The following is a 12,297-nucleotide window of genomic DNA, read 5'->3' as shown; positions in this document are numbered from 1 at the left end:
ACACTAACCTAAGTTTTTAAGAATCCAGTTGCTACCACTATCGTCGAGCACCAGCGCGCGGTCGCACTCGAACTCGTCCTGTTCATTGCTGTGACCCGGCAGGCTCTGGATCACGACTTCGCCTGCCTGGCGCAGCTCGGCAATCTTGTCTTTCAGTTCAGGCGCATTGCCCCACGGCGCGCGGATCGAGTGCTTGCGCTCGGCCGTGGGCAGCAGGCGCGCCAGTTCGCGCAAATCCATCGAGAAGCCGGTGGCGGGACGGGCCCGGCCAAAGGCTTCGCCGACGTGATCGTAACGGCCGCCGCGCAGCACCGCGTTCGGCAGGCCCGGCACGTAGACGGCGAACATGGCGCCGCTTTCGTACTGGTAGCCGCGCAGGTCGGCCAGGTCGACCGCCACATCGGCACGGCCGATGGCCGACGCGGCCAATGCCGCCAGTTCGGCCAGCGCCTTGCTGATGCCGGGCAGGTCCGGCAGCACGTCGCGGGCGCGCTTGAGCACGTCCACGTCGCCGTACAGGTTCGGCAGGGCCAGCAGCGCGGCGCGCACGGCCGGCGCGTAGGCGGCGGTCTGCGCTTCCAGGCCCGGCACGTCCTTGGCACGCAGCAGCAGGTACAGCGCCGCCTCGTCCTTGGCCGCGTTCGCGTCCTCGGCCAGGATGGCGCGCAGCACGCCCACGTGGGACAAATCCAGGCGCACGTCGGTGAAACCGGCCAGCGCCAGGGAGGCCAGCGCCAGTTCCTGGATCTCGGCGTCCGCTTCCAGGCCGGCGTGGCCATAGATCTCGGCGCCGATCTGCAGCGGCTCGCGCGTGGTGTGCAGGCCCGACGGACGGGTATGCAGCACGCTGCCGGCGTAGCACAGGCGGGTGACGGAGGCGCGGTTGAGCAGGTGGGCGTCGATACGGGCCACTTGCGTGGTCATGTCGGCGCGCAGGCCCAGCATGCGGCCGGAAATCTGGTCGACCAGCTTGAAGGTGCGCAGCTCGGTATCCTGGCCGGCGCCGGTCATCAGGGACTCGACGTACTCCAGCAGTGGCGGCATTACGAGTTCGTAGCCGTACAGGCGGAAGTTATCCAGCATCAGGCGGCGCAATTCTTCAATCTTGCGCGCTTCGGACGGCAAAACGTCCGCAATATGTTCGGGCAATAGCCAATTCGGCATGGAGAAAACCGGAAACGGTGTTGTTGAGATATCGATCATGCGCCCCGGCGGGTACGCACACGGCAATCGGAGGGCCGAACCGCATATTTTACGCGAAAACGCGGACGGATGGAAATAAAAGCTGGTCGGGAGGGGGAATTACAGCCGGGAACATCGTAGCGGCCGGTAATACTGTAGGGCGGGTTAGCGCGGAGCGCGTAACCCGCCGGAGCCGCCGGAGCCGCCGGCGGTGCCGGCATGGCGGGTTACGGCGCTGCGCGCCTAACCCGCCCTACGCCTCTTCACTTCTTGCTGTCGCTGCCGGCGCCCTTGAAGTACTTGAAGAACTCCGAGTTCGGGTCGACCACCAGCACGTCGCTGCGGTTCTTGAACGATTCGCGGTAGGCGCTCAGGCTGCGGTAGAACTTGTAGAACTCCGGATTGCGGCCGAAGGCGTCGGCGTAGATCTGACTGGCCTTGGCGTCGCCCTCGCCCTTGATGGTTTCGGCGGCGCGGTAGGCTTCGGCCAGGATCACGGTGCGCTGGCGGTCGGCGTCGGCGCGGATCTTCTCCGAGTCGGCGGTACCGGTGGAGCGCAACTCGTTGGCCACGCGCACGCGCTCGGCCTTCATGCGTTCGTACACGGAGTTGTTGATCTGCTCCACGTAGTCCACGCGCTTGAGGCGCACGTCGATGATCTCGACGCCGATCTGCTTGGCTTCCACGATGACCTTAGTGCGGATCGCTTCCATGACCTTGCCGCGCTGGCCGGAGATCACTTCGCGCACGGTGCGCTTGGTGATCTCGTCGTTCAGCGCCGCCTTGACGATCTGCGACATGCGGTCGCGCGCGCGGCTCTCGTCGCCGCCGAAGGAGACGAAGTACAGGCGCGGCTCGACGATGCGCCACTTGACGAAGGCGTCCACCAGGATGTTCATCTTCTCGGCCGTGATGAAGCGGTCGGCGTCCGGCGAATCGATGGTCATGATGCGCTTTTCCAGATACAGCACGTTCTGGAACGGCGGCGGCAGCTTGAAGTGCAGGCCCGGTTCGCTGATCACCTGCTTGACTTCACCGAGCGCGAAGACGATGGCGTACTTGCGCTGGTCGACCACGAACACGGTCGAGGACAGCAGCATCAGCGCGACAAAGCCGCCGATCAGGGTAGTTACTATGCGATTCATTAACGGCTCTCCCGATCACGTGAGGACTCGCGCGAACGGCTGTCGCGCGGGCGGCTGATTTCCACCGGCGGCAAGCCATCGGATGGCAGCATCACGGCGGTGGGCGGCGGCGGCGTGGCGTTCGCTTTCGCGGCCGCGTCGCTGGCGGCGGCCTGGGCGATCAGTTTATCGAGCGGCAAATACAGCAGGTTGTTGCCGGCGCGGGAGTCGATCATCACCTTGCTGGTGCTGGTGAAGATCTGCTGCATGGTGTCCAGGTACATGCGGTCGCGCGTGACGCCGGGCGCCTTCGCGTACTCGGCCTGCACCGACTTGAAGCGGGCCGCGTTACCCTCGGCGTTCTCCACCACCTGCGAACGGTAAGCCTCGGCGTCCTGGGTCAGGCGCGACGCGGCGCCGCGCGACTCGGGAATGACCTTGTTGGCGTAAGCCTGGCCTTCGTTCTTCAGGCGCTCGCGGTCCTGCCCGGCCTTGACGGCATCGTCGAAGGCGGCCTGCACCTGCTCGGGCGGTTGCACGCCCTGCATGGTCACGTTGGTGATCTGCGCGCCGGAGGCGTAGCGGTCCAGGATCTGCTGCATCAGCTGCTGGGTTTCGTAAGCCACCTTCTCGCGGCCCTCATACAGCACGAAGTCCATCTTGCTGCGGCCGACAATTTCGCGGATGGCCGTCTCGGCCACCTGCATCACGGTTTCTTCGGGATTGGTGTTGCTGGTGATCCAGGACACCGGGTTTTTCAGCGTGTACTGCACCGCGAACTGGATGTCGATGATGTTTTCATCGTCGGTCAGCATCAGCGATTCGCGCAGCTGCTTGTTCTTCACGTTGTTGCGGTAGCCCACTTCCACCGTGCGCACCTGCGACACGTTGACGGTGACGTCGCTCTGGAAGGGATACGGCCAGCGCCAGTTCAAGCCGGCCGGCGTGACGTGCGAGACCTTGCCGAAGGTGAACACCACCCCGGTCTGGCCTTCCTGCACGATGAAGGCGCCGCTGGCCAGCCACACCAGCGCGGCGATCGCGCCGACCGCGCCGATGGTGAAGCCGGCGCCGCGCATGTCGCCGCCACTGCTGCCGCCACCGCCGCCGCTGCCGTTGTTATTGCGCTTTTGCCCGAACAGGCCGTTCAGGCGCTGGTTGAAGTCGCGCCACAGCTGGTCCAGGTCCGGCGGACCTTCACCGGGTTTCTTGCCTTCTTGGGCCTGCTTGTTGCCATCCTTGTTTTCCGAGCCCCAGCGGGGATCGTTCAAGTTCAGCTTCAAGCCTATTCTTTTTTTTAAGGAGGAGAAAGGCATACTAATGTGATCCAACTTGGGTGAAAGTGGAATGGTCCTCGGAGCCGGAGCCGTCATCATCGTCATGCGGACTCAAGTCTTCCTCGGGCGCCTGGTACAGATAAGCCTTGCCGGGTGCGGCCTTGGCCGCTTCGGTGATCGCGCCGCGCAGCAGGTCCAGGCCCGCGCCGGTGCGCGCACTGGTGAAAACGCGGGAAATTTTATCATATTCATCACGCTCGACCGTCGGCTCCAGGCCGGCCGCGTCGATCTTGTTCCAGACCAGGATCTGGGGAATATGGTCGGCGCCGATCTCGCGCAGCACCAGGTTGACCTGCTCGATCTGCTCCATGCGCACCGGGCTGGCGGCATCGACCACGTGCAGCAGCAGGTCGGCGTGGATGGTTTCTTCCAGCGTGGCGCGGAAGGCCGCCACCAGCTGGTGCGGCAGTTCCCGAACGAAACCTACCGTGTCGGAGATCACCACATTGCCCACTTCCTCGCCCATGTAGACGCGGCGCGAGGTGGTGTCCAGGGTGGCGAACAACTGGTCGGCGACGTACACGCCGGCCTTGGTCATCGCGTTGAACAGGGTGGACTTGCCTGCATTGGTGTAGCCGACCAGGGACACGGAAAACGTCTGGCTGCGCCCGCGCGAGCGGCGCTGGGTTTCGTGCTGCTTGCGCAGCTTGGCCAGGCGCGCGCGCAAGGCCTTGACGCGCTCGCCGATCAGGCGGCGGTCGGTCTCCAGCTGCGTTTCACCCGGGCCGCGCAGGCCGATACCGCCCTTCTGGCGTTCCAGGTGGGTCCAGCCGCGTATCAGGCGCGTGGCCAGGTGCTGCAGCTGGGCCAGTTCGACCTGCAGCTTGCCCTCGTGGCTCTGCGCGCGCTGCGCGAAGATGTCCAGGATCAGGCTGGTGCGGTCCAGTACGCGGACCTGCAGGCGCTTTTCCAGGTTGCGCTGCTGCGCGGGAGACAGGGCATGGTTGAAAATGACGATCTCAAGCTTGAGATCCTGGACGGCAAAGCCGATCTCGTCGGCCTTGCCGCTGCCGACGAAATATGCTGCGTCCGGACTGGAGCGTTTGCCGGTAATCGTGGTCACCGGGTCTGCTCCCGCTGAACGCGCGAGCAGCATCAGTTCCTCGACGCTGGCGGCAAAATCGCCCTGACCGAAGTCGACCCCGACTAAAGCTGCGCGCATGCGACCGCCAGGCAAGGTGGGAGGCGAAAATCAAAGCTCAATGATTATTCCGCTTCGGATTCAATGTTCAGGTTCACGGCACGGGCCGGCACCACGGTCGAAATGGCGTGCTTGTACACCATCTGGGTCACGGTATTGCGCAGCAATACCACGTACTGGTCGAACGATTCGATATGTCCCTGCAGCTTGATGCCGTTGACCAGGTAGATCGAGACAGGAACGTGTTCCTTGCGCAGCGCGTTCAGGAATGGGTCTTGTAACAGTTGCCCTTTGTTGCTCATAACAGCTCCGTTTTATGTTGTTGTGTAAGAATTGGAGGCGACTCGCTGTATTTCAAGTGCCAAGCATCAATCTCTGCCTGGAGAATGATGCCTTGAAGCTACTGTAACCTGTTTTTGACATTCGTGCAGGGCGTACCGTGCAGAAATGTCAACGAATCAGCAATAAGCCGCGAATCAGCCCCGATTATTTTTCGCGCTTGTCGAACGGGTTTTTACCGGTGCGCAATTCAATCCGCAGCGGCGTGCCAACCAGGTTGAAGGTATCGCGGAAATGCTTTTCCAGGTAGCGCTTGTACGGGTCGGACACCGCGTCCAGGGCATTGCCGTGGATGACGATGACAGGCGGGTTCATGCCGCCCTGGTGCGCATAACGCATCTTCGGACGGATCGAGCCCTTGCGCTTCGGTTCCTGCTTCTCCACCGCTTCCTGCAGCGCGCGGGTCAGCTTCGGCGTGGACATGTCGGCCATGGCGGCGGCATATGCCTGGTCCACCGACTTCATCAGCGGGCCGATGCCGGACGCCTTGAGCGCCGAGATGAAGTGCATCTTGGCGAAGGACAGGAAGTCCAGCTTGCGGTCCAGGTCGATCTTGATCTCGTCGCGGTCGTCCGACTGCAGGCCGTCCCACTTGTTGACGGCCACCACCAGCGCGCGGCCGGTTTCCAGCACGAAGCCGGCAATGTGGGCGTCCTGCTCGGAGATGTCCTGCTGGGCGTCCAGCATCAGGATCACGACGTTCGCTTCAGAGATCGACTGCAGCGTCTTGACCACCGAGAATTTTTCGATGGCTTCGAACACGCGGCCGCGGCGGCGGATGCCGGCCGTGTCGATCAGGGTGTACTGCTTGCCGTCGCGCTCGAACGGGATCTCGATCGAATCGCGCGTGGTGCCCGGCATGTCGAAGGCGATCACGCGCTCTTCGCCCAGCAGGGTGTTGATCAGGGTGGACTTGCCCACGTTGGGGCGGCCCACCAAGGCGATCTTCACGCCGCGCTGGGCCGGCTCCAGTTCCTCGGCATCTTCCGGACGCTGCTCGAACGCCTTGTCCAGCGCTTCCTGCACCAGGTCGTGCACGCCGTCGCCGTGCGCGGCGGAGATCACGTAAGGATCGCCCATGCCCAGCTCGTAGAAGTCGGACACCACGGCGGTGTAGCGCATGCCTTCGGACTTGTTCACCACCAGCAGCACGGGGCGGCCGGTCTTGCGCAGGAAGTCCGTGATGGTCTTGTCGTGCGGCGTCAGGCCCTGGCGGCCGTCGACCAGGAACACCACGATGTCCGCTTCGGCCACGGCCTGCTTGGTCTGCAGCGCCATCTGGTACATGATGCCTTCCTTGGCCACCGGTTCGAAACCGCCGGTGTCCACCACCAGGAAGGGACGTTCGCCGATGCGGCCTTCGCCATAGTGGCGATCCCGCGTCAGGCCTGGCAAGTCCGCCACCAGCGCGTCGCGCGAGCGGGTCAGACGATTGAATAAGGTCGATTTCCCGACGTTCGGGCGACCTACGAGTGCTATTACCGGCTTCATTGTATTACTCGACCGCGAACGCGGTCACTGTCCCTGATTGGGTTTGGAAAATCAAATTCGAGCCAGCGATGACCGGCGACGACTTGATCGCCGAGCCGTCGGTGCTGACCCGACCTATTAGTGCGCCATCTTCGCGCGACAGGAAATGGATGTAGCCCTGCATGTCGCCCACGGCCACGCTGCGGCCGAAGGAGGCCGGCGTGGACAGGCGGCGGAATGCCAGCTTGTCGTTCTTCCAGGCGCTCTGCCCGCCTTCGCGCGAGAAGGCCGCCACGGCGCCCTTCTCGTCTGCCGTGAACACAAAGCGCTGGTCCACCGCCACGCCGACGTCGGAAGACACTTCCTTGGTCCAGCGCGCCTGGCCGGTGGCCAGGTCGAAGCAGCCCACGCGGCCCTGGTAGGTCACGGCGCAGATGTCTTTCTCGAACACCACCGGGGTGCCGGCCACGTCGGCCACGCGCTCCAGTTCGGTGGCGCCTTTCGGCTCGCCCACCGACACTTCAAAGCGCGGCACGCCGGTGGCCAGGGTCAGCGCCAGCAGCTTGCCGCCGGGCTGGCCGACGTACACATTGCTGCCGTTGATGACCATGCCGGGCGCGTTGCGCAGGGTCAGCGCCGGCGTGGTGCGCAGCACCGACCAGCGCTTGGCGCCGGTCTTGGCTTCGAAGGCCGTGATGCGGTTGTCCACCGAGCGCACCACCACCACATCGTCCGCCGCCACCGGCGAGGACAGCACTTCGCTGGAGGCTTGCGCCTTCCACAACTGCTTGCCGCTGCCGTCGAAGGCGATGATGTTGCCCTTCACGCCACCGACCACGACGATTTCGCCGTTCGGGCTCACGCCCACGCCGGCGGTCAGGTCGCTGCCCGCTTTCACGCGCCACTGCTGCGCGCCGCTGGCCGCGTCCAGGCGCGCCACGCCGCCGTCCGCGTCGGCCACGAACACGCTGCCGGCCGCTGCCGCCGGCGAGAAGTTGTACGCGCCGGACTTGCCCAGCGAGTACTTCCACGGGGTCTTCACCGCCATGGGATTTTTCAGCTCCACCAGCGCGGCCGGCTTGTCCTTCGGTTCATCCGCGAACGGATTGATCTTGTCCAGGGTGCTGCAACCTGCGGCCAGGGCCAGCAGGCTAACTCCAACTACTTTTCCGGCAATACGCATAAATGTCCTTAAACCCGTAGGGCGGGTTAGCGCTTGCGCGTCACCCGCCATGCATGCATTGCGGCGGCGCCGGCGGGTTACGCGCCGTGCGCTAACCCGCCCTACCGCCCCCGATTCTCTTCTTTACGCGGCGGCCTTAGGCTCGGCCGGCGCGGTGCCGCCGATGGCTTCGAGCTTGAGCTGGATCAGCTGGCGGCCCGGATTCTTCTTGTCGGTGGCGTTCAGCGCGGCCAGGTAGGCGGTGCGCGCTTCGGCCAGCTTGTTCTGCGCAGCCAGCACGTCGCCCTTGCGGTCGGCCACGGAGCCGGCGAACTGCTTCGGCATTTCCACCGCCAGCACTTTCAGCGCTTCGTCGTAGGCCTTCTCATCCAGCAGCACGCCGGCCAGGCGCACGCGCGCGATGGCCTTGTATTCTTCGTTGCCGTGCTCGATGGCCCAGTTCAGCTGCGCCTTGGCGGTCTTCAGGTCGTTCGCTTCGAAGGCCTGCTTGGCGGCCGCCAGCGCGGTCATGGTGGCGTAGGAGGTGCTGGCGAACTTGCTCTGCATGTCGGCCGTGGCGCGCTGCACCTTGGCCGCGTCCTTGGCGGCGATGGCGGTCTGCACCTCGTCGTACAGGGCCGAGGCCGACGCGGCCTGGGTGCGCTGGTAGTACTGCCAGCCGTTCCAGCCGGAGTAAGCCGCCAGGCCTGCGATCAGTACCCACGAGGTCAGGTTGCCGTACTTGGCCCACCAGGCCTTGAAGTTAGCTAGTTGTTCTTGTTCTTCGAGATCGTATGCCATGAGATTGCTCTGGTTAAGGGGTTAATCAATTGCGCAATTAATGTTTGCAGTTTTCGTCATGCACGTGGAAATGGTGGTGCTCCTCGCCATCGCCCGTGATGTGGTCCACGATGTAATCCACCACGCTGTCGAACGGCACCACGGCTTGCTGGTGCTCGCCCTCTTCGCCGCGCAGGGCTTTCACGTTGGCGGTGGCGCTGGCCACTTCCGATTCGCCGATGATGACGGCGAAAGACGCGCCGCTGCCGTCGGCCTTCTTCATCTGGCTCTTGAAGGAGCCGGGGCCGCTCAGCGCGGCGCAGTGCAGCACCACGTCCAGGCCGGCGTCGCGCAGGCGCTCGGCCAGCACGAACGATTGCATCTGCGCTTCCTCGCCCTGGTGCACCATGTACACGTCGCACTGGTTAGGCTCGGCCGGTTCGCCGGCCACCTTCATCAGTTCCACCAGGCGCTCGATGCCCATGGCGAAGCCGACCGCCGGGGTGGGCTTGCCGCCGAAGGTTTCGATCAGCGGGTCGTAGCGGCCGCCGGCGCACACCGTGCCCTGCGTGCCCAGTTCGTCCGTCACCCACTCGAACACGGTGCGGTTGTAGTAGTCCAGGCCGCGCACCAAACGGGTGTTGATGGTAAACGGGATGTTGTTGTGGTTCAGGATCTTCTGCACGCCGTTGAAGTGCGCCAGCGAGGCCTCGCCCAGGTAGTCCAGCAGCTTGGGCGCGTTGTTCACCAGCTCCTGCATGGCGGGATTCTTGGTGTCCAGGATGCGCAGCGGGTTGCTGTGCAGGCGGCGCTGGGCTTCCGCGTCCAGCTGCTCGCTGTGCGACTCCAGGTAGGCGATCAGGTCCACGCGGTGCGCCGCGCGCTCGGCCGCGTCGCCGATGGAGTTCAGTTCCAGGCGGATGTTTTCCAGGCCCAGGTCGTCCCACAGGCGGCGGCACAGCATGATCATTTCCGCGTCCACGTCCGGGCCGGTGAAGCCCACGGCTTCACAGCCGAACTGGTGGAACTGGCGGTAGCGGCCGCGCTGCGGCTTCTCGTGGCGGAACATCTGGCCCTTGTACCACAGGCGTTTCGGACCTTCGTAGACCAGGTTGTTCTCGATCACGGAACGCACCACGCCGGCCGTGCCTTCGGGGCGCAGGGTCAGCGCGTCGCCGTTCATCGAATCGGTGAAGGAATACATTTCCTTCTCGACGATGTCGGTGACGGCGCCGATGGCGCGCGCGAACAGGCTGGTGTTCTCGACGATGGGAGTGCGGATCTGCTGGAAGCCGTAGCTCTGCACCACGGACTGCGCGGTGTTCTCGAACAGTTCCCACAAGTGGGCGTCCTGCGGCAGCAGGTCGTTCATACCTTTAACAGCGGTGATTTTTTCAGCTTTTTTATTGTCAGACATATGCTTTGCCGTAGTTCTTTTTAACGTAATCCAGCACGATGGCCTGGAATTCCTGGACGATGTTCTCGCCACGCAGGGTGGCGAATTTCTGGCCGTCGACAAACACCGGCGCGGCCGGCGATTCGCCGGTGCCGGGCAGGCTGATGCCGATGTTGGCGTGTTTCGATTCGCCGGGACCGTTCACGATGCAGCCCATCACGGCCACGTTCATCGCTTCCACGCCCGGGTATTCTTTCTTCCATTCCGGCATCGAGTCGCGCAGATAGGTCTGGATGTCGTCCGCCAGCTCCTGGAAGGTGGTGGAGGTGGTGCGGCCGCAGCCCGGGCAGGCGATCACCATCGGGGTGAACTTGCGCAAGCCCATGGTCTGCAGGATCTCCTGGCCCACCACCACTTCCTTGGTACGGTCGCCGCCCGGTTCCGGGGTCAGCGAAATGCGGATGGTGTCGCCGATGCCTTCCTGCAGCAGCACCGACAGCGCGGCGGTGGACGCCACGATGCCCTTGCTGCCCATGCCGGCTTCGGTCAGGCCGAGGTGCAGCGGATAGTCGCAGCGCTTGCCCAGCTCGCGGTACACGGCGATCAGGTCCTGCACGCCGGAGACCTTGCAGGACAGGATGATCTTGTCGCGGCCCATGCCCAGCTCTTCGGCGCGCACCGCGTTCTCGATGGCGGAGGTGATCAGCGCTTCGTACATGACCGCTTGCGCCGACCACGGGTTTTCACGGGCGGCGTTCTCGTCCATGATGCGCGCCAGCAGCGCCTGGTCCAGGCTGCCCCAGTTCACGCCGATGCGCACCGGCTTGTCGTACTTGACGGCCACTTCGATCATTTGCGCGAACTGCGTGTCGCGCTTGGCGCCCTTGCCCACGTTGCCGGGATTGATGCGGTACTTGGACAGCGCCTGGGCGCAGTCCGGGTAGTCGGTCAGCAGGGTGTGGCCGTTGTAATGGAAGTCGCCCACCAGCGGCACGTCGATGCCCATCTTGTCCAGCTGGTCGCGGATGTAGGGCACGGCGGCGGCCGCCTCGGGGCGGTCCACGGTCAGGCGCACCAGTTCGGAGCCGGCGCGCGCCAGGTCCTTGATCTGGATCGCGGTCGCCACGGCGTCGGCCGTGTCGGTATTGGTCATCGACTGCACCACCACGGGCGCGTCGCCGCCGACCCAGATCTTGCGGTCGCCATGGGCCACCAGCACGCTGCGGCTGCCCCGGCGCGCTTGCGGGCCGGAAGGGATTGCGGTGTTCGACATCGGGACGTCCATCTTGTTCGGATATTGACAGTTATTTACTTGATGTTCACGCGGGCGATGGTGCCGCCCGGCACTTCCGGCAAGGCCAGCGGCTGGCCGCGCAGGGTCGCCTGCACGTGGCCGGGCTTGCCCACGATCAGCAGCGCCGCGTCGTTGATCTCGAACTGCTCGGTGCTGCCGCCCTTGACCAGGCGCGCGATCAGCGAGGGCTTGCCGGGACGGCGGATTTCCACCCACGAGTCGTCCGTGAATTTCAGCACCAGCGTGGCCGCGCCGGCAGCCGCCGGCGCTGCTGCTGCTGCGGTGGCGGCAGGTGTGGCTGCAGGTGCCGCAGCAGGTGCGACTGCAGGCGTCGTCGCGGCCCCGGGGGCGGCCGCAGGGGCCGTACCGGGCGCCTGGGCTGGAGCGGCAGCGGTAGGCGCGGCGCCAGGCACTACCTGGTTGACACCGGCGCTGGCGCCGCCAGCGGCATCGGCCGGCGGCACCGACACCAGCGGCACGTTCGGCGAAATCAGGGGCGCGGTATCGGCGCCCGGCCTGGTCACGGTTTCCAGCGCGGTCGTGCTGGCCGCAGGCGCTTCGGCAACCGGCGCGCTGGCGGCCGGCGTGCCGTCCTTCACCGCTTTCAATACATTCGGCAGCAGGCCGGCCTGGTAGGCACCAGCCACGGCCACCACCACCGCCACCACGGCGGCGCCCACCAGCCAGCCGGCCGGCTTGGACGAACGCTCGGTCAGCGAGGGGAAGCGCGACTCCGAGAAGGTGGCCGAGATTTTCTCGCGGCGCACCGGCTGCGTGGCCTCATGGCCTGCGGCCGGGTTCACTTCTATCATGGCCACCAGCGGCGCGGCGTCCAGCTTGACCACTTTGGCGTAGGCACGCACGAAACCGCGCGTCACCGCCATGTTGGGCAGCGCGGCGTAGTCGCCCGCTTCCAGCGCCGCCACCTGGCGCGGGGCCAGCTTCAGCTGGTCTGCAATCTGGTCCACCGTCAGGCCCATCGCCTCGCGCTGGGCTTTCAGCTGCGCACCGGGCGTGCCCTGCTGGTTGTGCTTCTCAGGCTGATCCGCCCGCTCTGAATTCATAGGTATAC

General features: G+C 65.0%; 11 protein-coding genes. All 11 read right to left on the bottom strand.

Annotation, left to right across the window (positions count from 1 at the left end; genetic code table 11):
• Positions 1-3 precede the first annotated feature (3 nt).
• The gene (locus ASC94_RS12440; protein ID WP_056394892.1) at positions 4-1,164 is read right to left on the bottom strand and encodes an ATP phosphoribosyltransferase regulatory subunit; all 1,161 of its coding nucleotides are present in this window, start codon (positions 1,162-1,164) and stop codon (positions 4-6) included.
• Between the two features lie 281 nt (positions 1,165-1,445).
• Positions 1,446-2,327, bottom strand: a complete 882-nt coding sequence (hflC, locus tag ASC94_RS12435) for a protease modulator HflC (RefSeq protein ID WP_056394890.1) — start codon at positions 2,325-2,327, stop codon at positions 1,446-1,448.
• Positions 2,327-3,622 carry an FtsH protease activity modulator HflK gene (gene hflK / locus ASC94_RS12430; protein ID WP_056394888.1) on the bottom strand — a complete coding sequence of 432 codons (1,296 nt, stop codon included), beginning with the start codon at positions 3,620-3,622 and terminating at the stop codon, positions 2,327-2,329. The genes hflC and hflK overlap by 1 nt, the downstream gene beginning before the upstream one ends.
• Before the next feature lies 1 nt (position 3,623).
• Positions 3,624-4,805, bottom strand: a complete 1,182-nt coding sequence (hflX, locus tag ASC94_RS12425; RefSeq protein ID WP_056394886.1) for a GTPase HflX — start codon at positions 4,803-4,805, stop codon at positions 3,624-3,626.
• Positions 4,806-4,849: 44 nt separating this feature from the next.
• Positions 4,850-5,086 carry an RNA chaperone Hfq gene (gene hfq / locus ASC94_RS12420; RefSeq protein WP_008450615.1) on the bottom strand — a complete coding sequence of 79 codons (237 nt, stop codon included), beginning with the start codon at positions 5,084-5,086 and terminating at the stop codon, positions 4,850-4,852.
• A 184-nt stretch (positions 5,087-5,270) separates the two neighbouring features.
• Positions 5,271-6,614 (bottom strand): ribosome biogenesis GTPase Der, encoded by a 1,344-nt coding sequence (gene der / locus ASC94_RS12415; RefSeq protein WP_056394884.1) that lies wholly within the window; start codon positions 6,612-6,614, stop codon positions 5,271-5,273.
• 4 nt (positions 6,615-6,618) lie between these two features.
• A complete protein-coding gene (gene bamB / locus ASC94_RS12410) occupies positions 6,619-7,776 on the bottom strand; it encodes an outer membrane protein assembly factor BamB (protein WP_056394883.1) in 1,158 nt (385 codons plus the stop codon).
• Between the two features lie 123 nt (positions 7,777-7,899).
• A complete protein-coding gene (locus tag ASC94_RS12405) occupies positions 7,900-8,556 on the bottom strand; it encodes a tetratricopeptide repeat protein (RefSeq protein WP_056394882.1) in 657 nt (218 codons plus the stop codon).
• Positions 8,557-8,593: 37 nt separating this feature from the next.
• Complete coding sequence (gene hisS, locus ASC94_RS12400) at positions 8,594-9,952, bottom strand: histidine--tRNA ligase (RefSeq protein ID WP_056394880.1); 1,359 nt, start codon at positions 9,950-9,952, stop codon at positions 8,594-8,596.
• Positions 9,945-11,204 carry a flavodoxin-dependent (E)-4-hydroxy-3-methylbut-2-enyl-diphosphate synthase gene (gene ispG / locus ASC94_RS12395; RefSeq protein WP_056395072.1) on the bottom strand — a complete coding sequence of 420 codons (1,260 nt, stop codon included), beginning with the start codon at positions 11,202-11,204 and terminating at the stop codon, positions 9,945-9,947. Before ispG ends, hisS begins: the two co-directional genes overlap by 8 nt.
• A 35-nt stretch (positions 11,205-11,239) precedes the next feature.
• Positions 11,240-12,289 (bottom strand): helix-turn-helix domain-containing protein, encoded by a 1,050-nt coding sequence (locus ASC94_RS12390; protein ID WP_056394878.1) that lies wholly within the window; start codon positions 12,287-12,289, stop codon positions 11,240-11,242.
• Positions 12,290-12,297 lie beyond the last annotated feature (8 nt).

The organism is Massilia sp. Root418, assembly GCF_001425265.1.
GTDB lineage: Bacteria > Pseudomonadota > Gammaproteobacteria > Burkholderiales > Burkholderiaceae_D > Rugamonas.
This window is presented reverse-complemented; position numbering and strand designations above follow the sequence as displayed.